Source organism: Pseudomonas sp. MF7453, from assembly GCF_016405455.1.
GTDB classification, from domain to species: domain Bacteria; phylum Pseudomonadota; class Gammaproteobacteria; order Pseudomonadales; family Pseudomonadaceae; genus Aquipseudomonas; species Aquipseudomonas paralactis.
In genome coordinates this window covers 116,935-143,546 of record NZ_JAEKCN010000010.1, presented here as the reverse complement: position 1 = coordinate 143,546, position 26,612 = coordinate 116,935, and the positions used below count along the sequence as shown (strand labels likewise).

Annotated in this window: 24 protein-coding genes; 10 read left to right on the top strand and 14 right to left on the bottom strand. The window is 60.0% G+C overall.

Annotated features, from left to right (window positions below; translation table 11 throughout):
• Positions 1-57: 57 nt before the first annotated feature.
• From JFT63_RS17180 to JFT63_RS17160, 5 genes are all read right to left on the bottom strand, one after another.
• Positions 58-1,077 carry a quinone-dependent dihydroorotate dehydrogenase gene (locus JFT63_RS17180; RefSeq protein WP_057701027.1) on the bottom strand — a complete coding sequence of 340 codons (1,020 nt, stop codon included), beginning with the start codon at positions 1,075-1,077 and terminating at the stop codon, positions 58-60.
• Positions 1,078-1,157: 80 nt separating this feature from the next.
• Positions 1,158-1,619 carry a transglycosylase SLT domain-containing protein gene (locus JFT63_RS17175; RefSeq protein WP_057701028.1) on the bottom strand — a complete coding sequence of 154 codons (462 nt, stop codon included), beginning with the start codon at positions 1,617-1,619 and terminating at the stop codon, positions 1,158-1,160.
• On the bottom strand, positions 1,612-1,995 hold the full coding sequence (locus JFT63_RS17170) for a winged helix-turn-helix domain-containing protein (protein WP_198844352.1): 384 nt from the start codon (positions 1,993-1,995) through the stop codon (positions 1,612-1,614). Before JFT63_RS17170 ends, JFT63_RS17175 begins: the two co-directional genes overlap by 8 nt.
• Before the next feature lie 165 nt (positions 1,996-2,160).
• Positions 2,161-2,376 (bottom strand): FliM/FliN family flagellar motor switch protein, encoded by a 216-nt coding sequence (locus JFT63_RS17165; protein WP_057701030.1) that lies wholly within the window; start codon positions 2,374-2,376, stop codon positions 2,161-2,163.
• Between the two features lie 15 nt (positions 2,377-2,391).
• Complete coding sequence (locus JFT63_RS17160; protein WP_332875257.1) at positions 2,392-3,303, bottom strand: secretin N-terminal domain-containing protein; 912 nt, start codon at positions 3,301-3,303, stop codon at positions 2,392-2,394.
• A gap of 247 nt (positions 3,304-3,550) precedes the next feature.
• On the opposite strand from JFT63_RS17160, the gene JFT63_RS17155 reads away from it, so the two are divergent.
• From JFT63_RS17155 to cobA, 8 genes are all read left to right on the top strand, one after another.
• Complete coding sequence (locus JFT63_RS17155) at positions 3,551-4,750, top strand: CmpA/NrtA family ABC transporter substrate-binding protein (protein ID WP_198844351.1); 1,200 nt, start codon at positions 3,551-3,553, stop codon at positions 4,748-4,750.
• Between the two features lie 13 nt (positions 4,751-4,763).
• Positions 4,764-5,339, top strand: coding sequence for an ANTAR domain-containing response regulator (locus tag JFT63_RS17150; protein ID WP_003193274.1), 576 nt, complete (start codon positions 4,764-4,766; stop codon positions 5,337-5,339).
• A 146-nt stretch (positions 5,340-5,485) separates the two neighbouring features.
• Positions 5,486-6,697, top strand: a complete 1,212-nt coding sequence (locus tag JFT63_RS17145; RefSeq protein WP_057701033.1) for a nitrate/nitrite transporter — start codon at positions 5,486-5,488, stop codon at positions 6,695-6,697.
• A complete protein-coding gene (locus tag JFT63_RS17140) occupies positions 6,697-8,364 on the top strand; it encodes a bifunctional protein-serine/threonine kinase/phosphatase (RefSeq protein ID WP_198844350.1) in 1,668 nt (555 codons plus the stop codon). The genes JFT63_RS17145 and JFT63_RS17140 overlap by 1 nt, the downstream gene beginning before the upstream one ends.
• Positions 8,365-8,599: 235 nt before the next feature.
• Positions 8,600-11,053: a nitrite reductase large subunit NirB gene (gene nirB / locus JFT63_RS17135; protein WP_057701034.1), complete on the top strand. Its 2,454-nt coding sequence runs from the start codon at positions 8,600-8,602 to the stop codon at positions 11,051-11,053.
• The gene (gene nirD, locus JFT63_RS17130; protein ID WP_005790365.1) at positions 11,050-11,367 is read left to right on the top strand and encodes a nitrite reductase small subunit NirD; all 318 of its coding nucleotides are present in this window, start codon (positions 11,050-11,052) and stop codon (positions 11,365-11,367) included. Before nirB ends, nirD begins: the two co-directional genes overlap by 4 nt.
• Positions 11,367-14,075, top strand: a complete 2,709-nt coding sequence (locus JFT63_RS17125; RefSeq protein WP_198844349.1) for a nitrate reductase — start codon at positions 11,367-11,369, stop codon at positions 14,073-14,075. Before nirD ends, JFT63_RS17125 begins: the two co-directional genes overlap by 1 nt.
• Before the next feature lie 10 nt (positions 14,076-14,085).
• The gene (gene cobA, locus JFT63_RS17120) at positions 14,086-14,829 is read left to right on the top strand and encodes a uroporphyrinogen-III C-methyltransferase (RefSeq protein WP_057701036.1); all 744 of its coding nucleotides are present in this window, start codon (positions 14,086-14,088) and stop codon (positions 14,827-14,829) included.
• A gap of 60 nt (positions 14,830-14,889) precedes the next feature.
• Here cobA and JFT63_RS17115 read toward each other — a convergent pair whose 3' ends face one another.
• The 8 genes from JFT63_RS17115 to ppsA all read right to left on the bottom strand — a co-directional run bounded on the left by JFT63_RS17115 (position 14,890) and on the right by ppsA (position 23,018).
• Positions 14,890-15,870: an OmpA family protein gene (locus JFT63_RS17115; protein WP_057701037.1), complete on the bottom strand. Its 981-nt coding sequence runs from the start codon at positions 15,868-15,870 to the stop codon at positions 14,890-14,892.
• A gap of 107 nt (positions 15,871-15,977) precedes the next feature.
• Positions 15,978-16,568, bottom strand: a complete 591-nt coding sequence (gene sigX / locus JFT63_RS17110) for an RNA polymerase sigma factor SigX (RefSeq protein ID WP_003193286.1) — start codon at positions 16,566-16,568, stop codon at positions 15,978-15,980.
• Positions 16,569-16,655: 87 nt separating this feature from the next.
• Complete coding sequence (locus tag JFT63_RS17105; protein WP_003193288.1) at positions 16,656-17,480, bottom strand: mechanosensitive ion channel family protein; 825 nt, start codon at positions 17,478-17,480, stop codon at positions 16,656-16,658.
• A gap of 2 nt (positions 17,481-17,482) precedes the next feature.
• Positions 17,483-17,728: a hypothetical protein gene (locus tag JFT63_RS17100; RefSeq protein ID WP_005790375.1), complete on the bottom strand. Its 246-nt coding sequence runs from the start codon at positions 17,726-17,728 to the stop codon at positions 17,483-17,485.
• Positions 17,729-17,814: 86 nt separating this feature from the next.
• A complete protein-coding gene (locus JFT63_RS17095; RefSeq protein ID WP_057701038.1) occupies positions 17,815-18,810 on the bottom strand; it encodes a zinc transporter ZntB in 996 nt (331 codons plus the stop codon).
• 15 nt (positions 18,811-18,825) lie between these two features.
• Positions 18,826-19,317, bottom strand: a complete 492-nt coding sequence (gene rraA, locus JFT63_RS17090; protein WP_057701039.1) for a ribonuclease E activity regulator RraA — start codon at positions 19,315-19,317, stop codon at positions 18,826-18,828.
• A 229-nt stretch (positions 19,318-19,546) separates the two neighbouring features.
• Positions 19,547-20,536 carry an alpha/beta fold hydrolase gene (locus tag JFT63_RS17085; RefSeq protein ID WP_198844348.1) on the bottom strand — a complete coding sequence of 330 codons (990 nt, stop codon included), beginning with the start codon at positions 20,534-20,536 and terminating at the stop codon, positions 19,547-19,549.
• Positions 20,537-20,642: 106 nt separating this feature from the next.
• Positions 20,643-23,018 carry a phosphoenolpyruvate synthase gene (gene ppsA, locus JFT63_RS17080; RefSeq protein ID WP_003193296.1) on the bottom strand — a complete coding sequence of 792 codons (2,376 nt, stop codon included), beginning with the start codon at positions 23,016-23,018 and terminating at the stop codon, positions 20,643-20,645.
• Positions 23,019-23,196: 178 nt separating this feature from the next.
• Here ppsA and ppsR point away from each other — a divergent pair, with 178 nt between their 5' ends.
• Positions 23,197-24,015 (top strand): posphoenolpyruvate synthetase regulatory kinase/phosphorylase PpsR, encoded by an 819-nt coding sequence (gene ppsR / locus JFT63_RS17075; protein ID WP_003193298.1) that lies wholly within the window; start codon positions 23,197-23,199, stop codon positions 24,013-24,015.
• Between the two features lie 104 nt (positions 24,016-24,119).
• Here ppsR and JFT63_RS17070 read toward each other — a convergent pair whose 3' ends face one another.
• Positions 24,120-25,544, bottom strand: a complete 1,425-nt coding sequence (locus JFT63_RS17070) for an aminotransferase-like domain-containing protein (protein ID WP_198844347.1) — start codon at positions 25,542-25,544, stop codon at positions 24,120-24,122.
• A 109-nt stretch (positions 25,545-25,653) separates the two neighbouring features.
• On the opposite strand from JFT63_RS17070, the gene JFT63_RS17065 reads away from it, so the two are divergent.
• Positions 25,654-26,598: a DMT family transporter gene (locus JFT63_RS17065; RefSeq protein WP_057701042.1), complete on the top strand. Its 945-nt coding sequence runs from the start codon at positions 25,654-25,656 to the stop codon at positions 26,596-26,598.
• The last annotated feature ends 14 nt before the right edge of the window (positions 26,599-26,612 follow it).

The following is a 26,612-nucleotide window of genomic DNA, read 5'->3' as shown; positions in this document are numbered from 1 at the left end:
GGCGGGCTTCGGCCCAGGGGCTCCTTTATGGAGCCCTTTTTATTGCCTGTCAGATTGTCAGCGCAAGGCAGCGATGGCATCCACCGATTGGCGAATCAACGCCGGCCCCTTATAGATAAAGCCGGAGTACAACTGCACCAGGCTGGCGCCAGCCGCGATCTTCTCGGCCGCGTGCTTGCCTTCGGTAATGCCGCCCACCGCGATGATCGGTAAACGCCCAGCCAACTCGGCCGCCAGCACCTTGACGATATGGGTGCTCTTGTCCCGCACCGGCGCGCCCGACAGGCCACCCGCCTCATCACCGTGGGCCAGGCCTTCGACGCCGACGCGGCTAAGGGTGGTGTTGGTCGCAATCACTGCGTCCATCCCCGAATCCACCAGGGCCTGGGCCACCAGTACGGTTTCTTCATCGCTCATGTCCGGGGCGATCTTGATTGCCAGGGGCACGCGCTTGCCATGACGCACGGCCAAGTCTTCCTGACGCTGGCGCAAGGCTTCAAGCAGTTGCTTGAGAGAGTCACCGAATTGCAGGCTACGCAGGCCCGGGGTGTTGGGCGAGCTGACGTTGACGGTGACGTAGCTGGCGTGGGCGTAAACCTTGTCCAGGCAAATCAGGTAATCGTCCACCGCACGCTCGACCGGCGTATCGAAGTTCTTGCCGATATTGATACCGAGGATGCCCGTGTATTTTGCCGCTTGAACCCGCGATAACAGGTGATCGACGCCGAGGTTGTTAAAGCCCATGCGGTTGATGATCGCCTCTGCTTCCGGCAGGCGGAAAATGCGCGGCTTTGGGTTGCCCGGCTGCGGCCGTGGCGTCACGGTGCCGATTTCAACGAAGCCGAAACCCAACTGTGCAAACCCGTCGATGGCCGCGCCGTTTTTGTCCAGGCCGGCTGCCAGGCCAACCGGGTTGGGGAAATCCAGGCCCATCACCGACACCGGCACTTTAGCCGCAGCCTTGCATACCAGGCCATTGAGCCCCAGGCGGCCACCGGCACCGATCAAGTCCAGGGACAGATCGTGGGACGTTTCCGGGGAAAGTTTGAACAACAGCTGGCGGGCCAAGGTATACATGGGCGGGCTAGACTCGGATGGCGGCAAAAGGTGGCGCGATTATAGCCGGGGTGGCGGGCCTCATGCGAGGCGTGCTGAGCTCATCGGCGCTGCGCAATCAACGCCTCATAACGCACCCAGATCCTTTCGGCGTAGCGCTGGCGCAACGCCTCACGCTGCGGGCCGGGCCCAGGCCCGACATTGTAGGAGCCCACCGCCGTCCAGTTGTAGCCAAAACGCTGAATAAATTCGGCCAGAATCGAAGCCCCGACTTCCACCGACAGACAAGGTTCGCTCAACAACCGCTCCTCGGTAATGCCCTGCTTGAGCAAACGCGGCAGGTGGATGCTGTTGATCTGCATCAAACCTATATCACGCGTGCCATTGCGGTTGGTGTGGTTGATCGCCTGCGTGCGGTAACCTGACTCGACAGCCGCGATAGCCTGCAACAACTCCGGTTCGAGACCGTACCGACCGGCCACCTCTTCCCAGCAATAAGCCAAGGCCTGGTGACTGACCATCAGTCCACTGAGCAGCAGTACCCTGCTCCACACCTTAAACATTGCTGGCCTGACCACACACAGAGCACACATGCATGACGCCTTGCGGTGGTTGCCCCACCCGCACCGGGCACGTAAAGCGATAGCCCTTGCCGTAAATCGTCTTGATAAACCCTTTGTCGGCCTTCAAATGTTTGCGCAGGGAATAGATACAGCGCGTCAGTGACTCATCGGCCACCTCTCCCCGGGGCCAGGCCAGCTCCAGCAGGCGATCCTTGGTCATCAGCGCGCCACCGGAGGCCAGCAGCAATCGCAGCACATGCCACTCCTTGGGCGGCAACTGAATATCCGCATCGCCCCCCGTCAACCGGCCATCGCCATGCAAGGTCCAGCGAGCGAAGACCAGGGAGGTCGTCGATTCATCAATCGCGACGGCCATACGCACCTCTGCTTTGGACTACCGACATTCAAATCCTTACTTTCCGTACCGGCTCACCTGCCAATCTCACGACTATAAAAAACCGGCCGACGGCTCGCGCTAGGACAAAGCCCATTCGATCGCCTTTTTTGGGCCGCTTTCGGTCAGATAATTCTCCTGACGTACCTATTTGGGTAGCCATTCCTGATACGTCTCCTGCAACTCAACGCCCAGCCGATCCTCCAGTTGCACCAGCTCACCCAACGCCATCAGTTGCCCATTGACCCGTACCTCCACACAGCGAGTCGCCCCTGGATCCAGGGGCAGCACCTTCCCCGGTGCGAACGCAGCCAACCGCTTGCGGCTGATCAGTTGCTCCTGCAGCAATATTTCCAGGTGCATGGACAAACGCCTTTTTCATGGGGAAAACTCACGATCCGTGCGCAGGAAGGCACGTTGCACACGCTCATGTTGTGCTGCGGTCAACTGCGCCGGTTCGGCCGGTGGCGGTAAAGGGTCAGGGCCTGACAAAACGGCATTCTGCGCCGCGGCCATATCCAGCTCTGCCACCAGTTTTTCGATAAGGCTCACCTGGGCTGGTTGGCCCTTGATCAACACGCTGTTGGTATCCGAATAAGCCACCAGCACCAGGCTGCCGTCGGCCAATTGGCCTTTCTGCTCACGGGATAGCCGGGCCTGGATCATCGAAGCCATACCCGGGACGCGGACCTTATGGGCACCCGCTCCTTGCTGGCGATCCTCCACGGCGGCATTCATCACCTGAACAACCCCGAATGCCGTCGCGTCTTCGGCCCGCTTGCGGCGTGGCTGGTCCATCAGTTTGGCCAGCCGCAAGACATGATCGACATAGCTCGGTGGCCCGTCGACGTAGAAGGTACGCGCCCCACTCTCCCGCAATGGGTAGCGCGGCTCATCCAGCCCGGCACGCCGCATGATGCCGCGCAGCCGATTGACCGAGATATGCCGCAGCACGACCGCAGAGCTACGCCCCTCATCGGCGGTATAGAGATGCACCACTTGCCCGCTGCGGTGCCAGATCAAATCTTCCTGCTCAGCGAGGATTTCCAAAACCCGCTGCGGCGCGGCGAAGTCGAAGGTTCCGCTGATGCGCCTGCGCGCCACCGCACCGCTGGTGACCACAGGCAGGCCCAATGGCCCCGACAGCGCGGTAAAGAAAGTATGCAGGCCTTCATCCTGTGCCAGGTACGCCTGGCCCCAGGCTACGCGGCTGCCCAGCAACAGGGCGGCACACAGTAGCCCGCAGTGCAGCCAGCGGCAGTTCATGGGTTTCGGGGAGTCAGTGTGCACCGTGGGCATACCTGGGCGGTGTGGCTTGAAGAAGCGGCCATACTGCGAGGCACTGGAGCTTCAATCATGATCGAAAGTTGACGGCAGACTGCACCACGCCACCCGTGGCATGTGCCTTGCTTCGCACTTCGTATCAGGCTCGCACCAAAGGCGGCGCGGGCCTACGGACAAAGGCGTCGTTACCCTGCAATGGCCCGTCATGCCAAACAGGGAAACGACGCCTTTTTTTCAGAAAAGGCAGGTACCGATGAACGATCCGCTGGCTTGGGTAAACGGCAGCGATGCCCCGGAAAAGAGCAGCCTTGACCTGGGGTTCATGGCCCTGACCGATTGCGCTTCGCTGGTGGTCGCTGCCACCCAGGGCTTTGCCCAGCCCTACGGCCTCACATTGAATCTCAAGCGCCAATCATCCTGGGCCAACCTGCGCGACAAGCTGGTCAGCGGCGAGCTGGACGCCGCACACGGCCTGTACGGGCTGATCTATGCCGTGCACCTTGGCATCGGCGGCGTTGCACCTACCGACATGGCCGTCCTGATGGGCCTCAACCAGAACGGCCAGAGCCTTAACCTGTCCCACGGTCTGCAACAGCAGGGCGTGGTCACTCCTGAGGCGCTGGAACGCCACGTGCACCAAAGCCGGACAAAACTGACCTTCGCCCAAACGTTCCCCACGGGTACCCACGCCATGTGGCTGTATTACTGGCTGGCGAGCCAAGGCATTCATCCATTGCAGGATGTGAACAGCGTGGTGGTGCCGCCGCCGCAAATGGTGGCCCACCTGCAGGCCGGACGCATCGACGGTTTTTGTGTCGGCGAGCCCTGGAGCGCCAGCGCGGTGCAACAGCATCAAGGTTTTACCCTGGCGACCACCCAGGCGATCTGGCCCAATCACCCGGAAAAGGTCCTGGGCTGCACCCAAGCGTTCGTCGACGCGTACCCCAATACCGCGCGTATATTGGTCATGGCGATCCTTGAGGCCAGCCGGTTTATCGAACAGAGCACTGAAAACCGCCGCTCCACCGCGCAGTTGCTCAGCGCCCGCGACTACCTCGACGCCCCGTTGGACTGCATCGAGCCGCGCCTGATGGGTTACTACGACGACGGCTTGGGTAACCAGTGGCAGGATCCCCATGCACTGCGCTTTTTCGCTGGTGGTGAGGTGAATGTGCCCTACCTCAGCGACGGCATGTGGTTCATGACCCAGTTCCGGCGTTGGGGCTTGTTGCGTGAAGACCCTGACTACCTCGGCGTCGCCTGCCAGGTTCAGCAATTGGCGCTGTATCGCCAGGCCGCCGATGCGCTGGGCCTCAGCGTTGGCGACTCGCCGATGCGCAGCAGCCAATTGATCGACGGCAAAATATGGGACGGCTCCGACCCCGCCGGTTACGCCCGCAGCTTCCGCCTCAATGCCCTGGCCGATGACAACCACCGTCAAGCGCTGCGCTGACAGGAGCTCAATGATGCTACGAATCCTGTTGATCAATGACACCCCGCGCAAGGTCGGGCGCCTCAAAGCCGCGCTGACCGAAGCCGGTTTCGAGGTGATCGATGAATCGGGCCTGACCATCGACCTGCCCGCACGCGTCGAAACAGTGCGCCCGGACGTAATCCTGATCGATACCGAGTCACCCGGCCGCGATGTGATGGAGCAAGTGGTGCTGGTCAGCCGCGACCAGCCCCGGCCTATCGTGATGTTTACCGATGAACATGACCCGAATGTGATGCGTCAGGCGATCAAATCCGGCGTCAGTGCCTACATCGTTGAAGGCATTCAGGCCCAACGCCTGCAACCAATCCTCGATGTGGCCATGGCCCGCTTCGAGAGTGACCAGGCCCTGCGCGCGCAGTTGCACGCCCGCGACCAGCAACTGGCCGAACGCAAACGCATCGAGTTGGCCAAGGGCCTGCTGATGAAAATGAAGAGCTGTAATGAGGAAGAGGCTTACACCCTGATGCGCCGCCAGGCCATGAGTCGCCAGCAGAAACTGATCCAGGTGGCAGAGCAGATTATTGCCATGAGCGAATTGCTCGGCTGATCTGGCTCAGCTCTTGCTAAAGAATCCTCACAGGTAGCCAACGGCGGTTGCCCCCTCCACGACAAAGACGTCGCCCACCCGGTTTGCCCTCGCGAACCCGGTGGCGGCGTTTTTTCGTTTTAGACCCCCAACCGTTGAGGTGCGTGATGAAATCAAGCTTCTGGAAATCCGGGCACACCCCGACCCTGTTTGCCGCGTTCCTGTATTTCGACCTGAGTTTCATGGTCTGGTACCTGTTGGGCCCGCTGGCGGTGCAGATTGCTGCCGACCTGCACCTGACCACTCAACAGCGCGGCCTTGTGGTGGCCACGCCGATCCTGGCGGGTGCAGTGCTGCGTTTTCTAATGGGCATGTTGGCCGACAAGCTGTCACCCAAAACCGCCGGGCTGATAGGCCAAGTGATTGTGATCGTGGCACTGTTCTGCGCCTGGAAGCTGGGGATCCACAGTTACGAGCAAGCCTTGCTGCTGGGTGTGTTCCTGGGCATGGCCGGTGCGTCCTTTGCCGTGGCCCTGCCCCTGGCATCGCAGTGGTATCCCGCGGAGCATCAGGGCAAGGCCATGGGCATCGCCGGGGCCGGCAACTCCGGCACTGTGTTTGCCGCGTTGCTGGCACCGGTGCTGGCGGCGGCGTTCGGCTGGAGCAATGTGTTCGGCTTTGCGCTGATCCCGCTGATCCTTACCCTGATCGTATTCGCTTGGCTCGCACGCAACGCGCCGCAGCGTCCGAAAGCCAAATCCATGGCCGACTACTTCAAGGCCCTGGGCGATCGCGACAGTTGGTGGTTCATGTTTTTCTACAGCGTGACCTTCGGTGGCTTCATCGGCCTGGCCAGCGCCCTGCCCGGCTACTTCAACGACCAGTACGGCCTGAGCCCGGTGACCGCCGGCTATTACACCGCGGCCTGCGTGTTCGGCGGCAGCCTGATGCGCCCATTGGGCGGCGCCCTCGCCGACCGTTTCGGTGGGATCAAAACCTTGCTGGGCATGTACAGCGTGGCGGTGATCTGTATCGCGGCAGTGGGGTTCAACCTGCCCAGTTCCTACGCGGCGCTGGCGCTTTTTGTCTGCACCATGCTCGGCCTGGGTGCCGGAAATGGCGCGGTATTCCAATTGGTGCCGCAGCGTTTTCGCAGTGAAATCGGCGTGATGACCGGCTTGATCGGCATGGCCGGTGGTATCGGCGGCTTCGCCCTCGCCGCCGGCATGGGCGCGATCAAACAGAGTACCGGCAGTTATCAGTTGGCCCTGTGGTTGTTCGCCAGCCTCGGTGTGCTGGCCTGGTTTGGCCTGCATGGCGTCAAGCGCCGTTGGAGAACTACCTGGGGCTCGGCTGCGGTCACCGCTGCCCGCGTGTGATGAGCCTTCGACTGAGCGTCGCCCAGGCCAGCGCCATTGGCCCGCGCAGCGAAAACCAGGATGCGCTGCGGGTGGTCACGCCCGTGGCGGAACTGGCGGCGAGCAAAGGCTACCTGTGCGCGCTGGCCGATGGCGTCAGCCAATGCGCCGACGGTGGCCTGGCCGCGCGCTCGACCTTGCAGGCGCTGGCGCTGGACTACTACGCCACGCCGCAAACCTGGGGCGTAGCCCAGGCGCTGGAGCGTCTGTTACTGGCGCAGAATCGCTGGTTGCAAGCCAACGGCGGTGGGCAACCGTTACTCACCACACTCAGTGCCCTGGTGTTTCGTGGTCAACGTTTCACGCTGGCCCATGTCGGTGATTGCCGCGCGTATCGCTGGTTCGACGGCGAGTTGCAACGCCTCAGCGAAGACCATGTGTGGGAACAGCCGGGTATGCAGCACGTACTCAAGCGCGCCCTCGGCCTGGATCAGCACCTGGTGCTGGATTTTCTCGACGGCCAAATGCGCGAGGGCGAATGTTTCCTTTTGCTCAGCGACGGGGTGTGGGCCACGTTGGGCGACCAGAGCATCGGCGCCATCCTGCGTGAGCAAGACGACCTCGACGTGGCCGTCAACACGCTAGTCAGCGCCGCCCACCTGGCAGGTAGCCAGGACAACGCCAGCGCCTTGCTGGTGCGCATCGACCAACTCGGCGCCGCCACACTCGGCGACGCTCTGGTGCAGTTGCAGCAATGGCCCCTGCCGCCGCCGCTGAAGGTTGGGCAAGTTTTTGAGGGCTGGGAGGTGCAAAGCGTGCTGGCGCAGAGTCGGCAGTCGTTGCTGTACCGCGTGCGCGATGCGCAGCGGCAACCCTGGCTGCTCAAGACCTTGCCCTTGCGTCACGACGATACCGATGCGGGCCAAGCCCTGTTATCAGAAGAATGGTTTTTACGCCGCGTCGCCGGCCGCGCCTTCCCGGAAGTACATGCCGGCAGTGCTCGTCAGCATCTGTACTACGTGATGCGCGAATACCCCGGGCAGACCCTGGCCCAGCTGTTTCAACAGCAAGGCCCGCTGCCGTTGGCGCAATGGCAGTCGATCGCCGAACGCTTGCTGCGCGCCGTGGGCCTGCTGCATCGTCGGCAGATTCTGCACCGCGACATCAAGCCGGAAAACCTGCTGCTGGGCGATGACGGTGAACTGCGCGTGTTGGACTTTGGCCTGGCCTATTGCCCTGGCCTCTCTGAAGACCGTGCTCACTTACTGCCCGGCACCCCGAGTTTCATCGCGCCCGAAGCTTTCGGTGGCGAGGATCCTACTGCGCAACAGGATTTGTATAGCGTCGGTGTGACCCTGTATTACCTGCTGACCGGGCATTACCCCTACGGCGAGATTGAAGCCTTCCAACGCCCGCGTTTTAACCAGCCTGTCAGCGCCAGCCGCTATCGCCCTGACCTGCCGGATTGGTTGCCCCACAGCCTGGAGCGCGCCGTAGCCGCCCTGCCCGCACACCGCTATGAAACTGCCGAAGAATGGCTGCTGGTACTGGAACAGGCCGACCGCCGCGAATTGAGCGTGCGGCCACGGCCACTGCTGGAGCGCGAGCCGTTGAAGGTCTGGCAAACCCTGGCAGCGGCCTCACTGTTGATCAATCTGGTGCTGCTGTACTGGCTGCTGCACCACTAACGGGCAAAAGTGTTCCGCGTCCCCCTTTAAACGCCCAATAAACCTGGGGATAAGCAACTTGGCACAGCTGCTGCATCAGGTCTTCCCAACAACCCACATATAGCCGCCCCTTCAACGTCGAAGGGTCGAGCTTCCCGAGAGAACGGGACCAGGACAAAGGCGTCCTCGCTAGCTGACTAGCGGGGACGCCTTTTTTTGTTTGCGCATGATTTGTCGAGCCATTGCGGAGAACGACATGAAAAAACTCAAACTGGTGATGATCGGCAACGGCATGGCCGGGGTTCGCACCCTTGAAGAACTGCTCAAGCTGAGCAACGAGCTGTACGACATCACCGTGTTCGGCGCCGAGCCTCACACCAACTACAACCGCATCCTGCTGTCGCCGGTATTGGCCGGTGAGCAAACCTTCGAAGAGATCGTGCTCAACGACCTGGATTGGTACCTGAACAACAACGTCAAGCTGCTGCTCAACCGCAAGGTGGTGCAGATCGACCGGGTCAAGCGCAAAGTCATCGCCGAAGACGGCACTGAGGCCGAGTACGACCGCCTGCTGATCGCCACCGGCTCCACGCCGTTTATCCTGCCGATTCCCGGCAACACCTTGCAGGGCGTGATTGGTTACCGCGACATTGCCGACACCCAGGCGATGATCGACACCGCCAAGACCCACAAGCACGCGGTGGTGATCGGTGGCGGCCTGCTCGGCCTGGAGGCGGCCAACGGCCTGATGCTGCGTGGCATGCACGTGACGGTGGTGCACATCGGTGAATGGCTGCTGGAGCGCCAACTGGACAAGACCAGCGGCCAATTGCTGCAAACCGAACTGGAAAGCCGTGGCCTGGTGTTTCGCCTGTGCGAGCAGACCCAGGCCCTGCACGATGCCGGCAATGGTCGCGTCGGCTCGGTGCAGTTCAAGAATGGCGACATCATCCCCGCCGACCTGGTGGTGATGGCTGCCGGTATCCGCCCCAACACCGAACTGGCGGAAAAGTCCGGCATCCCCTGCAACCGTGGGATTCTGGTCAATGACACGATGCAAACCTACGACCCGCGCATCTACGCGATCGGCGAATGCGCCAGCCATCGCGGGATCGCCTATGGCCTGGTGGCGCCGTTGTTCGAGCAGGCCAAGGTCTGCGCCAACCACCTGGCTCAACTGGGGTTTGCCACCTATAAAGGCTCCGTGACCTCGACCAAGCTGAAGGTCACCGGCATCGACCTCTTTTCTGCCGGCGATTTTATGGGCGGTGAAGGCACCGAAACCATCACCTTGTCCGACCCGATCGGCGGCGTATACAAAAAGCTGGTGATCAAGGACGACATCCTGGTCGGCGCCTGCCTGTACGGCGATACCGCCGATGGCGGCTGGTACTTCCGCCAGATCCGCGAGAACCACGCCATCGGTGAAATCCGCGATCACCTGATGTTCGGTGAAAACGCCTTGGGCGATGTGGGCCACCAAGGCCAGGACAAAGCCATGAGCATGGCCGACAGCGCCGAAGTCTGCGGCTGCAATGGCGTGTGCAAAGGCACGATCGTCAAGGCAATCCAGGAACAGGGGTTGTTCAGTGTCGACGAGGTGAAAAAACACACCAAGGCCGCCAGTTCCTGCGGTTCCTGTGCCGGGCTGGTTGAGCAGATCCTGATCAACACCGTGGGCGGCGCGGCGGATGTCAAACCCAAAAGCGAAAAAGCCATCTGCGGGTGCAGCGACCTCAATCACGGGCAGATTCGCCAGGCTATCCGCGAGCAGCACCTGCTGACTATCGACAGCACCATGCGCTACCTGAACTGGCGCACCCCCAACGGCTGCGCCACCTGCCGCCCCGCGCTCAACTATTACCTGATTTCAACCTGGCCGGGCGAGGCCAAGGACGACCCGCAATCGCGACTGATCAACGAACGGGCCCACGCCAATATTCAGAAAGACGGCACCTACTCTGTAGTCCCACGGATGTGGGGCGGTGTGACCAACCCTTCGGAGCTGCGCCGCATCGCCGATGTGGCCGACAAGTACAACGTGCCGATGGTCAAGGTCACCGGCGGCCAGCGCATTGACTTGCTCGGTATCAAGAAGCAGGACTTGCCAGGGGTATGGAAGGACCTGGATATGCCGTCCGGCCATGCCTACGGCAAATCCATTCGCACCGTGAAAACCTGCGTGGGCAGCGAGTTCTGCCGGTTTGGTACGCAGAACTCGACGCAACTGGGTATCGAGCTGGAGCACGACCTGTTCAATATGTGGTCGCCGCACAAGGTCAAGCTGGCGGTGTCCGGCTGCCCACGCAACTGCTCCGAAGCCGGCATCAAGGACGTGGGAATCATCGGCGTCGACTCCGGTTGGGAGATGTATATCGGCGGTAACGGCGGTATCAAGACCGAAGTCGCGGAGTTCTTCGTCAAGCTCAAGACCGCCGAGGAAGTACGCGAATACAACGGCGCGTTTCTGCAGCTCTATCGCGAAGAAGCTTTTTATCTAGAACGCACGGTGCACTACCTGCAACGGGTCGGTATGGAGCACATCAAGAAGGCCGTGCTGGAAGACCCGGCCCGCCGCCAGGCGCTCAATGAGCGTTTGCAGTTCTCCCTGTCATTCGAACAGGACCCGTGGAAGGAACGTCTGGAACAGCCGCTGCTGAAAAAGGAATTCGACGTGATCCCGGTCAAACAACTGGAGGTGTCGCTATGAACTGGCTGGATATCTGCGCCCTCGATGAAATCAATACCCTGGGCTCGCGCATCATCAGCGGGCCCAAAGGTGACATCGCGATCTTTCGTACCAGTGACGACGAAGTCTTCGCCCTTGATGACCGTTGCCCGCACAAGGGCGGCCCGCTGTCCCAAGGCTTGATCTACGGCAAGCGCGTCGCCTGCCCGCTGCACAACTGGCAGATCGACCTGGCGTCCGGCGAAGCCCAGGCCCCGGATATCGGCTGCGCCCATCATCATCAGGCCCGGGTTGAAAACGGCCGGGTGATGCTGGCCCTGCGGGATGCGGGTTGATGAACCGCCAGACCACCGCGTCCACCTGCTGTTATTGCGGTGTGGGCTGCGGCGTGCTGATCGAGCATGACGGCGAGCAGATCCTGGGGGTGCAAGGCGACCCAAGCCACCCGGCCAACTTCGGAAAATTGTGCAGCAAAGGCGCCAGCCTGCACCTCACCGGTGACGTGAGCGCCCGCGCCCTGTATCCGCAATTGCGCCTGGGCAAGGGTTTGGCCCGTGCCCGCACCGACTGGGATACCGCCCTGGGTCACGCCGCCAATGTGTTTGCCGAGACCATCGCCGAGCACGGCCCGGACAGCGTGGCGTTCTATATCTCGGGGCAACTGTTGACCGAGGATTACTACAGCTTCAACAAGCTCGCCCGGGCGCTGGTGGGCACCAACAATATCGACAGCAATTCTCGGCTGTGCATGTCATCGGCGGTGGTCGGCTACAAACGCAGCCTGGGCGCCGACGCGCCGCCGTGCAGTTATGAAGACCTGGAAAACAGCGACTGCGTGATGATCGTCGGCAGCAATATGGCCTACGCCCACCCGGTATTGTTCCGACGTCTGGAGCAGGCCAAGGCCCAGCGCCCGCAGATGAAAGTACTGGTGATTGATCCCCGGCGTACAGACACCTGCGATCTGGCTGACCTGCATCTGGCAATCTTGCCGGGGACGGATGTGGCGTTGTTTCATGGAATTTTGCATGTGCTGCTGTGGGAAGACTGGATTGATCGTGCCTTCATCCAGGCCCACACCGATGGCCTGGCCGAGCTCAAGCGCCTGGTGCATGACTACACGCCGCAGATGGTCACTCAGTTGTGCGGCATCAGCGTCGAACAATTGCGCCTGTGCGCGCAGTGGGTCGGCACCTCCAGCAGCTTTTTGTCGCTGTGGTGCATGGGCCTCAACCAATCCACTGCCGGCAGTGCAAAAAACAGCGCGCTGATCAACCTGCACCTGGCCACGGGCACCATTGGCAGGCCGGGGTGCGGGCCGTTTTCCCTGACCGGGCAACCGAACGCCATGGGCGGCCGCGAAACCGGCAGCCTGTCCAACTTGCTGCCGGGCCACCGCGAGGCGTCCAACCCGGAACACCGTGCTGAAGTGGCCGCCTATTGGGGGGTGGAACAACTGCCTGCGCCCACCGGGCTTACCGCGATCGAACTGTTTGAACAGGTGCAGGCCGGAAAGATCAAGGCGCTGTGGATCGCCTGCACCAACCCTGCGCAATCCTTGCCCGACCAGAACGCCGTGCGTGCGGCCTTGGCGATGTGCCCGTTCGTGGTGTTGCAGGAGGCTTTTCGCACCACCGAAACCGCCGCTTATGCCGACCTGCTGCTGCCCGCCGCCAGTTGGGGCGAGAAAGACGGCACGGTCACCAACTCCGAGCGTCGCATTTCCCACGTACGCCGCGCCATCAACCCACCGGGAGAGGCGCGAGCGGACTGGGCAATTACAGTAGATTTCGCACAACGCCTGGAGCGTCGCCTGCGGCCAGGGTTGCCCAGCCTGTTCGCGTTTTCGCAGCCGGCGCAGCTGTTTGACGAGTTCAAGGGGCTCACTCAAGGGCGGGACCTCGACTTGTCCGGTATCAGCCATGGCCTGCTTGACCAACTCGGCCCGCAGCAATGGCCGTTTCCTGCAGGCGCACAGGCGGGCACAGCGCGCTTGTATACCGACGGCATCTTCCCCACCGACAATGGCCGCGCGCGATTTGTGGCCGACCCATACCGTGCGGCCAAGGAACAACGTGACGCACGCTTCCCCCTGACCTTGATCACCGGGCGCCTGCGTGACCAATGGCACGGTATGAGCCGCACCGGCACCGCCGCGCAGTTGTTCGGGCATGTCAGTGAAGCGCTGTTGAGCCTGCACCCGGATGAGCTTCGCCGTCATCGCTTTCAGGAGGGTGACCTGGTCAGCCTGAAAAGCCGTCGCGGCAGTGTGATCGTCGCCGTCAGCAGCGATGACAGCGTACGTCCCGGCCAGGCATTTCTGCCGATGCACTGGGGCGACCGCTTTCTCAAGGGCGGCGTCAATGTGATCACCCAGCCGGCGTTTGATCCGCTGTCCAAACAGCCTGAACTCAAGCACAGCGGCGTGCGCCTGGAGGCCGTGCAACTGCCGTGGCACCTGTTCGCGCTGATTGAGGGCGATGTACAGCAACACTTCCAAGCACTGCGCCCGCTGTGTGAGGAGTTTGCCTACGTCAGCTTGAGCCTGGCCGGGCGTGAACGCCCTGCGCTGCTGGTACGGGCAGCCCATACCGTAGCGCCGGACCTGCAACTGTTGACTCGGATTGACCAATTGCTGGGCCTGAACGACGGCCCGGTCATGGCCTACGACGATCCGCGCCGCTCAATCGGCAAGCGCGTGAAAATCGAGAAAGGCCGCATCACCGCCCTGCGCCTGGCCGGCGAAACCCTGGCCCGCCACTGGTTGCAAAGCCTGTGGCTGGAAGGTCGGGCCGACGAGCAACTGCGGCGCTGGCTGTTGGCGCCTTTAAGCGCACCACCCGGTGGCGCAACCGCCAGCAACAAGATTGTGTGCAACTGCAAGAACGTCAGCGAAAGCGCGGTGTGTGCGGGCGTTGAACGTGGCCTGGATCTGGATGGACTCAAACAGCAACTGGGCTGCGGCACTCAATGCGGCTCCTGCGTGCCGGAAATCAAACGTCTTTTGGCCAGCAACCCGCAGCCAATCGCCATCAGTGTGTAAGGGGAACAACATGAGCGCAAAAGTGTGGCTGGTAGGCGCTGGGCCCGGTGATCCGGAGTTGCTGACCCTGAAAGCGGTCCGGGCTCTGCAGGCAGCGGACGTCGTGTTGATTGATGACCTGGTCAACCCGGCAGTACTGGAACACTGCGCCAGTGCCCGGGTGATTACCGTCGGCAAGCGCGGCGGCTGCCGCTCTACCCCACAGGATTTTATTCACCGCCTGATGTTGCGTTATGCACGCCAGGGCAAGTGCGTGGTACGCCTTAAAGGCGGTGACCCGTGTATTTTTGGCCGCGGTGGCGAGGAGGCAACCTGGCTGCGCGCGCGTGGAGTCGAGGTGGAATTGGTCAATGGCATCACCTCAGGGCTGGCCGGAGCAACCCAGTGCGATATCCCGTTGACCTTGCGTGGCGTGAGCCGTGGAGTGACCTTGGTCACCGCGCATACCCAGGATGACAGCAGCCTGAACTGGCGTGCGCTTGCGGAGGGTGGGACCACGCTGGTGGTGTATATGGGTGTGGCGAAGCTGGAAGAAATCCGCGAACAGCTGCTCAACGGCGGCATGGCTGCGGATATGCCGGTGGCAATGATCGAAAACGCTTCATTGCCCCAGCAACGGGAATGCCGCAGCTCGCTTGCGGCCATGCATGAAGCGGCAAAAACCTTTGCGCTGAAGAGCCCGGCCATCCTGGTGATTGGCCAGGTTGCCGGCGCCGCACAGATGGCTAGCATCGCCGCTGCGGCAAGCGCCTGAGGCAAATCGCAGGCGAAAAAAAGCCCGGCCTGAGCCGGGCTTTTCTTTACTACTCAATAATTACTGAGCGGTAGCTTCAACCGACGCTTCTACGCGACGGTTAACAGCGCGACCAGCTTCAGTTGCGTTGTCAGCAACTGGGCGGGATTCGCCGTAACCAACAGCAGTTACACGGCTAGGAGCAACGCCGTCTTTAACCAGGACTTGCTTAACAGCGTCAGCACGACGCTGGGACAGCTTCTGGTTGTAAGCGTCTGGACCTACGGAGTCAGTGTGACCAGCAACTTCTACGTTGGTAGCTGGGTACTGAGCCATGAAGTCGGCCAGGTTTTTCACGTCGCCGTAGCTGTTAGGCTTAACAACCGACTTGTCGAAGTCGAACTTAACGTCCAGCTCAACACGAACAACCTGAGCAACCGGAGCTTCTGGCTCTGGAACTGGCTCTGGAGCTGGTGCTGGGGTAGGAGCTGGAGCAGCTGCGCCAGCGTTACCGCCGAAGTTCACGCCCAGGCCAACCAGTGCGGAGTAGTCCCACTTGCCGTTGTCCAGACCGTAGTCAGCTTCAACACCAGCACGAGCGTACAGGTTGTTGGTGAAGTAGTACTTCACGCCGGTACCGATGGTAGCGAAAGTGGTCTGATCGCGACCGGTGTGGCCGTCAGCGCGCACGTTGCCACGGCTCTGGTGGCCGAAACCGCCTTCAACGTATGGACGCAGGCTATCAACGCCAGCCTGACCGAAGTGGTACTGAGCAACGAGGCTGCCAGTGTCACCTTTGATCTTCTGGTTGCCAGTGCCGTCGTTCGAACGGGTGTGGTTGGTCTTGTCGTACGACAGATTCAACGACAGATCGTCGGTCAGGAAGTAACCAATGCGAGCGCCTGGGTTGAAGCCGTCTTCGATGTGCTTAACGCTATCGTTGTACTGCTTCTTGTAGAACAGCTCGCCTTCAACTGCGCCTTGGCCTTGTGCCAGAACGCCGAAAGAAGTAGCGGCAATAAGAGAACCAATGGCCAAGCCCAAGGTGTTTTTCAGTTTCATCCGTTAAATCCCCATCTGGTGATTGTAAAGCAGTCCCACAAACCGGGGGACAACTCGGCGACAAGTCTAACAGAACTTGCCTACACGTAAGAGATATTTGCTACGCACTAAGTTTCAGTCTCGCCCGCAAATTTCTCACGTAATTTATCAAGAGCACGTTTGTACCGCATTTTTGTAGCACTCAAGCCCATATGCATGATGTCAGCGATTTCCTGGAATTCCAGCTCTGCGACAAAACGAAGCACCAGAATTTCCCGATCAATCGGGTTCACATGCACCAGCCAGCGATCAAGTCCGCCCTTCTCCTCGGGTGCCGGCGCCTTTTCTTCAGACGCCTCCTCAAGGGGGTCCAGACTCAAAGCGTCCATCAAGCGACGCTTTCGCCGTTCCTTCCGATACTGCGTGATGCACTCGTTGTACGTGATGCTGTACAGCCACGTCTTGAACTTCGATTTGCCCTCGAAGTTCTTCAGGCCATATAGCACCTTGAGCATCACTTCCTGACAGACATCATCCGCGTCTCTATCGTTCCCCAAATACCTTGAACAAACGTTGAACAGAGTGCGTTGATACCTGCGCATCAATTCTTCGTACGCGCGTGTTACGTGAAACAGCTCCGTGTGCGAGCGCGCGACCAACTCCTCATCAGAGAGCTCACGGGGGTCATAGCGCGTGGACAGCGTTTGGGCTTTATTCAAAACAAGTCGTGCCGGCAGTCAGGTCAATGTCCGTTGCAACCCGGTCACCCGGGTTTGCGGCGGCGTACATTAGCAGGGTTTGCCGGATTAGCGGCTACTGACCTGCTGCTCCAGGAGAATCCGGTTGGACAGCGAAACCAGTTCCCCGTCATCGGTCAGCACTGTCGTCTTGACTGTGCCGATCTCCTCGATTTGCCCTTCAACCTCGCCCACACGCACTTGTTGCCCAACCTGATATAGCTCACGCACATAGATTCCCGCAAGAATCTGACCGGCAATTTCCCGGCTTCCCAAGCCCATGGCCAGTGCAACGGCCAGACCAACGGTAATCAAAACAATCACAATAACGTGGTTGAGCAGGTCAGTTTTGACCTCCAACTGGCTGATCGCGACGGAAATACTGATGATGATCACCAGCCCCTGTGCGATTCGCCCCAGGCCTGCCGCGTAGTCCAGACCCACGCCTTCAGCGGCCCCGCGCACCAGCCCATTGGCCAATTGTGCGAGCAAAACACCTACCAGCAGTACCAGCGCGCCGCCGAATACCTTCGGCAAATACAGTGCCAGCATGTCGAGCGTAGCTGAAACTCGCTCAAGTCCAAGGGACTGTGCTGCAGAAACCAGAAAAATAAGTAGAACAAACCAGTAGACGATCTTGCCGATCAAGGTAGAAATCGGCACCTGCAGCCCGGCGCGACCGAGCAATTTGGTCAAGCCAGTGCCGGCCATCAGGCGATCCAGCCCAAGTTTGGCAAGCAGCTTGGACAGCAGGGTGTCGAGCAACTTGGCCACGACAAAGCCCAGCAATACCAGGACCAGGGCACCAAACAAGTTGGGAATGAAATTCGCAACCTTGGTCCACAATGCGGTCATCGCGGTGACCAGGCTCTGGGTCCAGAGATCAAGTTCCATATTCAATCAGCCTTATCAGCAGTGCGAGCAAGAGGTTTACGGCGGGAAACCGGTGACACATGGGCCGAACCGTTGTTCAGGGCCATCATCAATGCCGGCAACCAACGCCCGAGCAGACCGAACAGATCACCCGCACCCACCTGACGGTTGGCGGTTTTCAACACGCGACCCAGGCAAGCATCGTCATCACGGTTGGATGGCGAAGCATTGAGCATGTCACGCAAAGACTGTTCGAACGGATCGTGCATAGAGACCTCTCGCAAGTGAATTAAAAGACGAGGGTAAAATTCATCGGGTCACATCGACCCTTTCTTACGTTCAGGTCACATTCAGCTCAAACCCATCGTAATCGTCGAAATAGCCACCATTGTCCCAGGGCTACCGAAATCATTAACAGGCACGCAATCATGAATCCGTAGGGGCTTTCGGAGAACGGAATGCCCCCCACATTTATACCGAGCAAACCGGTGAGAAAACTCATCGGCAAGAAGATCCCGGTGATGATCCCGAAGCGGTACATGGTGCGGTTCATGCGCAGGCTCAAGCGCCGGTCTTCGGCCTCAAGTACAAGCCCCACGCGCTCTCGGGCCAGTTCCAGCTCCTCCAGGTAACGGGTCAGACTGTTGTGCAACTCGTTCCAATAGTCAGCATCGTCATCGCAGAACCATGCCAATTTTATGCGCGTGAGCTGGGCAAAAATATCCCGCTGCGGTGCCAAAAAACGCTTGAGCCCGGCCGCACGCCGACGGATCTGCAAAACGCTGCCGTGCTCCGGGGTATACCGTTCGTCGGCATCGAGTTTTTCTTCCTCGGAATCGACGATTTCAGACAAGCCTGTGACCAGATCCTGCACTTTATTGGTCAGGTACTGGGCCATATAAAGGATGAGTTCAGACGCCGTTTTGGGGCCTTTACCGTCCGCCAGTTGCACCAATAGCTCATCGGTGGCGCGCAACGGACGCAAACGCAGGGAGATCACACGATTGGCGGCGGCGAAAATACGCACCGACACCATGTCCTCCGGTTCTGCCCCAGGGTTGAGATTGATCCCGCGCAAAAACAACAGCAATTCGGCGTCGGGCAATGGCAACAACCGTGGGCGGGTGTTCTCTTCCAGCAGCAGGTCGCAGGCAAATTCGCTCAGGCCGCTGGATTTGCGCAGCCAGGTCTGGGTCTGGGGATGGCTGCGATCCCAATGCAGCCACAGGCTTTCCTGGGGTTGCAACTGCAGATCGTCGAGCTCAGTCCGGGCAATCGAACGCGCACCGCCTTTACCGTCCAGCACCAGGGCATGCACCAGCCCCCATTGCGCGTTCTCTTCCTCGAACATCCAGACTCCTTGGGTTTATTCAGGCATTTTCAGCGGGCTGGGCGACACGATCACACCGTTGTTGTCGGCGTAGATGTACTCACCGGGACGAAACGTCACACCCGCGAATGTCACGACAACGTTCAAATCACCGAGGCCACGTTTGTCGGTTTTCATCGGATGGGAGGCCAGCGCCTGTACACCCAGGTCGGTCTGGGCGAGAACGTCGACGTCCCGGACGCAACCATAGATCACCAGCCCTTCCCAGCCATTTTTCGCGGCTTTATCGGCGATCAGATCGCCCAGCAATGCGCGGCGCAGTGAGCCTCCGCCGTCGACGACCAACACTTTACCGGCGCCCGGCTGGTCGGCCTGTTCCTTCACCAGAGAATTATCTTCGAAGCATTTGATGGTGACGATCTCACCCCCAAAAGAGTCTCGACCACCGAAGTTACTGAACATTGGCTCCACTACCTGCACCAGTTCCGGGTAGGCGTCACACAGGTCGGGGGTCACGTAATGGTTCATCGAGAAGCTCCTGTCGTCAAAGAAGAGATCGAACATCCACGGTGTACATCAGAAAAACGCGCCGTAACAGGCATTCTTTAACTGCCTGCCAGTGCGGGGCGGCCATGATCGGATCCGCATCGGCGCAACGCAATACACGTTGCGCGACTGAATATGACCAGAAGCGCCCAGCGCGTCATATCTTAGCCGCAACCACTCAAGAGTGAAACGCCCTTGGTAGAGCGTTTGCTTAGACCGCTGCGGCTACCTGGGGCCGAGCCCCGAATAATGGTGTCAGTGGATCGTTCAACCATCGCTCCACCAATGGCCATACTTCGGCCTGCGCGGCTTTGCTGACCAGCATCTGCACATGCCCGAAATCCTCGCTGAAACCCTGCTCGCGCCCCAGGCACAGGTACTGGCGATGCTCGCTGCCGACCTGTTCGAAGAGCTTGCGACACGCCCAGTCCGGGTCTTGCCGATCGCCGGCCGCACTGACCGCCAGCAACGGCACATCGATCTGCGCCAAGCCCTTCCACCAGTCACACTCGGCATCGCCGAAGCGGCCGAACAGGCCATTCCAGCGCATCGCTTCGATCATCACGCCCGCCGGCTCATCCTCGGGCCCGCGCTTGAAGCGTGGGCCAGACACGTGGGCAAGGCGCTTGAGGATCAATCGAGTCCCCCACTCCACCGGTGGAATTTTCAACGGCCAATGGGTGCGGCTGACCTGGCAGCCGAACAATGCCACCGAAGCCACCTCAGGCGCCCCCAGGTGTTGCCCGCCCAGGGCCGCAGCCAAGGTCGTGGCACCGAGGGAGTGCCCGATCCAGTGCGGAATTTGCCCGCTTTGCTCACGCACAAATGCCCCAATGGCCGGCAAATCGTAGCGGCCGTAATCGGCGACGCGGTTTCTGGCGTACTCATGGTTGCGTTTGGACAGCCCATGGCCGCGCATTTCCGGGACCCACACATCAAACCCTCGACGCGCCAGGTAAGCGCCCAGACCGACCCCCTTGGGCGAGTACCAGAAACGTCGATTGGAAAAGCTGCCATGCAACAAAATAATCGGCTTGCCCCGGTTTTCAGGGGCATCGGCCAGACCCAAACGGGTCACCGCCAGTTCGACGGTGCCGTCAGGGCTGTTACCGGGCTTGAGCCGGTAGACGTCTTCACTCAGGTCGCCACGACGTTCAGCGCTGATCAAGGCGACGGGAAACAGGTTGCTGCTGCTTTGCATAATGCTCTTGCACAAAAAAGGGCGGCGTCCGCAAGGAGTTCCCGCCCAGTACAGATAAGAATGCCGGTCACCCTCACGAATGACCGGCACTTTTGACGCCGCGATGTTAAGCGGACGCTTGGCCTTCCGCCAGGAAGAACCAGGTTTCCAGCACCGAGTCGGGGTTCAGCGAGACGCTTTCGATACCCTGCTCCATCAGCCATTTGGCCAGGTCAGGGTGGTCGGAAGGGCCCTGGCCGCAGATACCGATGTACTTGCCGGCCTTGTTACACGCCTGGATGGCATTGGCCAGCAGCTTTTTGACCGCCGGGTTACGCTCGTCGAACAGGTGAGCGATGATCCCGGAATCGCGGTCCAGGCCCAGGGTCAGCTGGGTCAGGTCGTTGGAACCGATGGAGAAACCGTCGAAGAACTCCAGGAATTCTTCGGCCAGAATGGCGTTGGACGGCAATTCGCACATCATGATCACGCGCAGGCCGTTCTCGCCACGGGTCAGGCCGTTTTCTGCCAGCAGGTCCACGACCTGGCTCGCTTCGCCCAGGGTGCGCACGAACGGCACCATGATCTCGACGTTGGTCAGCCCCATCTCGTTGCGCACACGCTTGAGCGCACGGCATTCGAGCTCGAAGCAGTCACGGAACGCTTCGCTGATGTAACGCGAGGCGCCGCGGAAACCCAGCATCGGGTTTTCTTCTTCCGGCTCATAGAGCTTGCCGCCGATCAGGTTCGCGTATTCGTTGGACTTGAAGTCCGACAGGCGCACGATAACCTTTTTCGGGTAGAACGCCGCGGCCAGCGTACTGATGCCTTCCACCAGTTTCTCGACGTAGAAACCTACCGGGTCGTTGTAGCCGGCGATGCGCTTGTCGACGCTTTCCTTGATGTCCAGCGGCAGCCCGTCATAGTTCAGCAGTGCCTTGGGGTGCACGCCGATCATGCGGTTGATGATGAATTCCAGGCGGGCCAGGCCCACACCGGCGTTCGGCAACTGCGCGAAATCAAAGGCGCGGTCCGGGTTGCCGACGTTCATCATGATCTTGAACGGCAGGTCGGGCATGGCATCGATGGAGTTTTGCTTGATATCGAAGCCCAGCTCACCTTCGAAGATGAAACCGGTATCGCCTTCGGCGCAGGACACGGTCACGCCCTGGCCATCCTTGAGCAATTGAGTGGCGTTGCCGCAACCCACTACCGCTGGAATCCCCAGTTCACGTGCAATAATCGCCGCGTGGCAGGTACGCCCGCCACGGTTGGTGACGATGGCGCTGGCGCGCTTCATCACCGGTTCCCAGTCTGGGTCGGTCATGTCGGAAACCAGTACGTCACCCGGCTGGACCTTGTCCATCTCGGACACGTCCTTGATGATCCGCACCTTGCCCGCGCCAATGCGCTGGCCAATGGCACGGCCTTCCACCAGCACGGTGCCCGTTTCCTTGAGCAGGTAGCGCTCCATGACGTTGGCCGAAGTGCGGCTCTTCACGGTTTCCGGGCGAGCCTGCACGATGTACAGCTTGCCGTCGTCACCGTCCTTGGCCCACTCGATGTCCATCGGGCACTTGTAGTGCTTTTCGATGATCATCGCTTGTTTGGCCAACTCGCTGACTTCAGCGTCGGTCAGGCAGAAACGCGCGCGCTCGGCCTTGTCGACTTCAACGGTTTTGACCGAGCGACCGGCCTTGGCCTCGTCGCCGTAGATCATCTTGATGGCCTTGCTGCCCAGGTTACGGCGCAGGATGGCCGGGCGGCCCGCTTCGAGGGTGCCCTTGTGTACGTAGAATTCGTCGGGGTTGACCGCGCCTTGTACGACGGTTTCGCCCAGGCCGTAGGCACCGGTAATGAATACCACATCACGGAAGCCCGACTCGGTGTCCAGGGTGAACATCACGCCGGCAGTGCCGGTTTCCGAACGCACCATGCGCTGCACGCCGGCAGACAGGGCCACCAGCTTGTGGTCGAAACCCTGGTGTACGCGGTAGGAAATCGCACGGTCGTTAAAGAGGGAGGCAAATACTTCCTTGGCCGCGCGGATGACGTTTTCGACGCCGCGAATGTTGAGGAAGGTTTCCTGCTGGCCGGCAAAGGAGGCGTCCGGCAAGTCTTCGGCGGTGGCAGAGGAGCGTACGGCAACAGCCATGTCCGGGTTACCGGCCGACAGAGTGGCGAAGGCAGTACGAATTTCTTCGTTGAGCTTCTCGGGGAACTCGGCTTCCATGATCCACTGACGGATCTGGGCGCCGGTCTTGGCCAGCGCGTTGACGTCATCGACGTCCAGGGCGTCCAGCGCGGCGTGGATCTGGGCGTTGAGGCCGCTCAGTTCAAGGAAGTCGCGGTAAGCCTGGGCCGTGGTGGCGAAACCACCCGGCACCGAGACACCCGCGCCTGCAAGATTACTGATCATCTCGCCGAGGGATGCGTTCTTGCCCCCCACATGCTCTACATCATGGACGCCGAGCTTATCGAGGGAAACTACGTACTCTACCAAGGTGATCTCTCCACTTTCTGTGTTGGAAAAGCTCAGGATGCGGGTTGCTCAGTAGGAGCTAACGCCAGCGCTTGTGGCCTGGACCTGGAAAATAAGTGAGAATGCGGCCCACTGCGGGACGGCAAAATCGCGCCTATCATATCCAAGATTCGCCATCAGCTTAAGGCCCAGGGCTCAAATGAAACGATCTGCTTTCTTTATTTCCGACGGCACCGGCATCACAGCCGAAACATTGGGCCAGAGCCTGCTCGCGCAGTTCGAAAACATTACCTTCGCCAAATTCACCCGGCCTTATATAGACAGCGTGGATAAAGCGCGGGCCATGGTACAACAAATCAATCTGGCGGCTGAAAAAGACGGTTTTCGCCCGATCATTTTCGACACCATCGTCAATCAAGACATTCGTGAGATTCTCGCAACGTCGAATGGTTTCATGATCGACATTTTCTCGACCTTCCTGGCGCCGCTGGAGCAGGAGTTGAGTGAACATTCTTCATACTCGGTCGGAAAGTCCCACTCCATCGGGCATAACTCCAACTATATGGAGCGTATCGAGGCGGTGAACTTCGCCCTCGACAACGATGATGGCGCCCGCACCCACTACTACGACAAGGCCGACCTGATCCTGGTGGGCGTGTCACGTTGCGGCAAGACCCCGACCTGTCTGTACATGGCCATGCAATTCGGTATCCGTGCGGCCAACTACCCGCTGACCGAAGACGACATGGAGCACCTGACGCTGCCCGCCGCCCTGCGCGCGCATTCGCACAAACTGTTCGGCCTGACCATCGACCCGGACCGGCTGACCGCCATCCGCAACGAACGCAAGCCCAACAGCCGCTATTCCAGCTATGCGCAGTGCGAATTTGAAGTGCGTGAGGTGGAAAATCTGTTCCGCCGCGAGAATATTGCGCACATCAATTCCACGCATTTTTCGGTGGAAGAGATTTCGGCAAAGATTCTGGTGGAGAAGGGTGTGGAGCGGCGCTTCAAGTGATCTCTGGCGCCTGATCTGACGCTATCGCAGGCAAGCCAGCTCCCACAGTTGGACTGCGTTCCCCTGTGGGAGCTGGCTTGCCTGCGATGAACGATAACGCGGACTTACAGATGAAACCGCCCGCCCCCCTGCCCCAGCGCTGTCGCCAGCGCATCAAACCCCTCGCGCAATAATTGATCATCGCCCGACGTGTTGCAGATACTCGCCCGAATAAACTGCGGCACCGCCGTCTGCCCCACGGCAAATGCTTCAGCGGTGGCGATCAGGTAATTGTTCTGCTTGAGCTCTGCCTCGATTTCCGACGCACGCCATGGCTCCGGTACTTCGATCCAGAAATGCGGGCTGTTGAGGTGGGTGCGATAGGCCAAGCCGGTCAATAAATCTTCGACCAGGGTCTTGCGGCGGCTGATCTCGTTGATCTGCTGACGCAACAAATATTCCGCCGTGCCGTTTTCAATCCACTGGGTGGCCAACTCCAGAGTCACAGGTGTCGCCATCCAGCAGGTCGAACGCAACGCCGCCGAAATGCGGCTGACCAACGCCGGCGGCGCATGCACGTAGCCCACCCGCAAACCAGCCGACACCGCCTTGCTCAGGCTGCTGATCAAGATCGTACGCTCAGGCGCGAAATAGCTCAGAGGCGGCGGACGGTCCTCCACCAGCACGCCATGAGCTTCGTCCTCCAGAATCAGCAGGTTATGTTCGCGACACACCCTGGCCAAGGCTTCGCGGCGCGCCACCGACAACACGGCGGTGGTCGGATTCTGGATAGTCGGCGTGCAATACAGCGCCGAAATCCGGTGATTACGGCAGACCTCATCCAGCGCCGTGGGCAACACGCCCTCCTCATCCATCTCCAGGCCAATCAGCCGCACCCCCAACATGCGCGCAGCTGTGATCAGCCCAGGATAAGTCAGTTGCTCGGTGACCACCGTATCGCCAGCACGCAGCAATGCCATCATCGCGCACAGCAAGCCGTGCTGGCCGCCGTTGACGCAGATGACCTGCTCGGGAATCGGATGAAAATCGCGCTGCACCAGCCATTGCGCCCCGGCTTCCCGGTAACGCGGCAAACCGGCGTCGGGGGTATAGGCGCTGATGTCCTGAAGGAACTTGGCGTTGGTCGACAACGTCTGGAAGCTCTGGGCAAGAAACACCGTTTCCTGCCCCGGAATGTGCATGTTGCGGCTCATGTCGAAGTACTGGCGCGGCTCTTCGCTGAAATTGCGAAAGCCTTCATCACGCTGACGCTCCATCCCACGCTTGCGCACGAAGGTTCCGTCACCGACCCGCGCAACCACCAAACCCAGGCGTTCCAGCTCACCATAGGCCCGGCTGATGGTGCCGATGGTCACGCCCAGGTTATCGGACAGCACCCGATGGGGCGGCAGTTTTCGTCCCGGTTCAATCAAGCCTTCAAGAATGCCCCGTTCCATCACATCAGACAGGCGCTTGTACTTCACGCCCTGCCCGTTGGACAGGCCCTCACGCATAATTGACACCATGTCAATATTTGTTTTGACAGCCATCTTTCGCCCTAATAGTGTGCTTTTACGGGTTCAATCGCCGATAAACATAACTCTTTACAAGTTCAATATAGAGTTCAATTCCGGCTCAGGGAAGCAATAAAAGATGCCAATGTCCGCCGTTCTCGAAAACACTGCAAAAACAAAAACTCAAAAACAGTGGCTCGCCGGGCTGGTGACCAGCGTGATGTTTCTGATCGTATGCCTTAGTTGGGGCACCACCTGGTTGGGTATCAAGATTGCGGTAGAGAGCGTGCCGCCGCTGACATCCGCCGGGCTGCGCTTTCTGATCGCATTTCCGCTGTTCCTGTGTTTTGCCATGGTGCGCCGCGAGCCGATCCTGTTCCCACGGGAAAGCCGCTGGTTCTTCGTCTTCGTGACCCTGTCCTACTTCAGCATTCCCTATTACCTGCTCAACTATGGCGAGATGCACGTTTCATCCGGCCTGACCGCCCTGTTGTTCAGCTGTATGCCGGTATTCATCCTGATCTTTTCCGCGCTGTTTCTGCGTGAGCGCATCTACTTCTCCCAGGTGGTTGGCATCGGTATCGGGTTTGGCAGCCTCTACATGATCATCAAGAGCCAGGGCCTGCACCTGGACCACGCCGAGTTCTTCGGGGTATTGGCAATATTGAGCGCCGCGATCATGCATGCCTTGTGCTACGTGATTACCAAGCAAAAAGGCAGCGCCATCAGCGTGATTACCTACAACACCCTGCCCATCGGCATCGCCGGGCTGATGTTGTTCGTCGCCGGCCTGTGGTTTGAAACGCCAGCGTTCAATGACATCACCCTGCGCTCCTGGACCGCACTCTTCTACCTCGGGTTGGTGGCCTCGGTAGGCGGGTTCATCGTGTATTTCATGCTGCTCAAGCGCTTGAGCCCGATCATCCTGTCGTTTGTGTTCATCATCTTCCCGGTGTTCGCGGTGATCATCGGTGCCTGGTACGAAGGCGTGGAAATTTCCCGCGACCTGATGCTGTATTCGGCGATCCTGCTGGCCGGCTTTGCGATCACCAAGTTGCCGGTTGAAAAACTCCTGGCCAAGAAAAAATGACCCTCAACCAACGC

What these genes read in the sequence shown, in the direction of transcription:
- JFT63_RS17180 (WP_057701027.1), bottom strand. Translation starts at nt 1,077, where the DNA reads ATGTATACCTTGGCCCGCCAGCTGTTGTTCAAACTTTCCCCGGAAACG.
- JFT63_RS17175 (WP_057701028.1), bottom strand. Translation starts at nt 1,619, where the DNA reads ATGTTTAAGGTGTGGAGCAGGGTACTGCTGCTCAGTGGACTGATGGTC.
- JFT63_RS17170 (WP_198844352.1), bottom strand. Translation starts at nt 1,995, where the DNA reads ATGGCCGTCGCGATTGATGAATCGACGACCTCCCTGGTCTTCGCTCGC.
- JFT63_RS17165 (WP_057701030.1), bottom strand. Translation starts at nt 2,376, where the DNA reads ATGCACCTGGAAATATTGCTGCAGGAGCAACTGATCAGCCGCAAGCGG.
- JFT63_RS17155 (WP_198844351.1), top strand. Translation starts at nt 3,551, where the DNA reads ATGAACGATCCGCTGGCTTGGGTAAACGGCAGCGATGCCCCGGAAAAG.
- JFT63_RS17150 (WP_003193274.1), top strand. Translation starts at nt 4,764, where the DNA reads ATGCTACGAATCCTGTTGATCAATGACACCCCGCGCAAGGTCGGGCGC.
- JFT63_RS17145 (WP_057701033.1), top strand. Translation starts at nt 5,486, where the DNA reads ATGAAATCAAGCTTCTGGAAATCCGGGCACACCCCGACCCTGTTTGCC.
- JFT63_RS17140 (WP_198844350.1), top strand. Translation starts at nt 6,697, where the DNA reads ATGAGCCTTCGACTGAGCGTCGCCCAGGCCAGCGCCATTGGCCCGCGC.
- nirB (WP_057701034.1), top strand. Translation starts at nt 8,600, where the DNA reads ATGAAAAAACTCAAACTGGTGATGATCGGCAACGGCATGGCCGGGGTT.
- nirD (WP_005790365.1), top strand. Translation starts at nt 11,050, where the DNA reads ATGAACTGGCTGGATATCTGCGCCCTCGATGAAATCAATACCCTGGGC.
- JFT63_RS17125 (WP_198844349.1), top strand. Translation starts at nt 11,367, where the DNA reads ATGAACCGCCAGACCACCGCGTCCACCTGCTGTTATTGCGGTGTGGGC.
- cobA (WP_057701036.1), top strand. Translation starts at nt 14,086, where the DNA reads ATGAGCGCAAAAGTGTGGCTGGTAGGCGCTGGGCCCGGTGATCCGGAG.
- JFT63_RS17115 (WP_057701037.1), bottom strand. Translation starts at nt 15,870, where the DNA reads ATGAAACTGAAAAACACCTTGGGCTTGGCCATTGGTTCTCTTATTGCC.
- JFT63_RS17105 (WP_003193288.1), bottom strand. Translation starts at nt 17,480, where the DNA reads ATGGAACTTGATCTCTGGACCCAGAGCCTGGTCACCGCGATGACCGCA.
- JFT63_RS17100 (WP_005790375.1), bottom strand. Translation starts at nt 17,728, where the DNA reads ATGCACGATCCGTTCGAACAGTCTTTGCGTGACATGCTCAATGCTTCG.
- JFT63_RS17095 (WP_057701038.1), bottom strand. Translation starts at nt 18,810, where the DNA reads ATGTTCGAGGAAGAGAACGCGCAATGGGGGCTGGTGCATGCCCTGGTG.
- rraA (WP_057701039.1), bottom strand. Translation starts at nt 19,317, where the DNA reads ATGAACCATTACGTGACCCCCGACCTGTGTGACGCCTACCCGGAACTG.
- JFT63_RS17085 (WP_198844348.1), bottom strand. Translation starts at nt 20,536, where the DNA reads ATGCAAAGCAGCAGCAACCTGTTTCCCGTCGCCTTGATCAGCGCTGAA.
- ppsR (WP_003193298.1), top strand. Translation starts at nt 23,197, where the DNA reads ATGAAACGATCTGCTTTCTTTATTTCCGACGGCACCGGCATCACAGCC.
- JFT63_RS17070 (WP_198844347.1), bottom strand. Translation starts at nt 25,544, where the DNA reads ATGGCTGTCAAAACAAATATTGACATGGTGTCAATTATGCGTGAGGGC.
- JFT63_RS17065 (WP_057701042.1), top strand. Translation starts at nt 25,654, where the DNA reads ATGTCCGCCGTTCTCGAAAACACTGCAAAAACAAAAACTCAAAAACAG.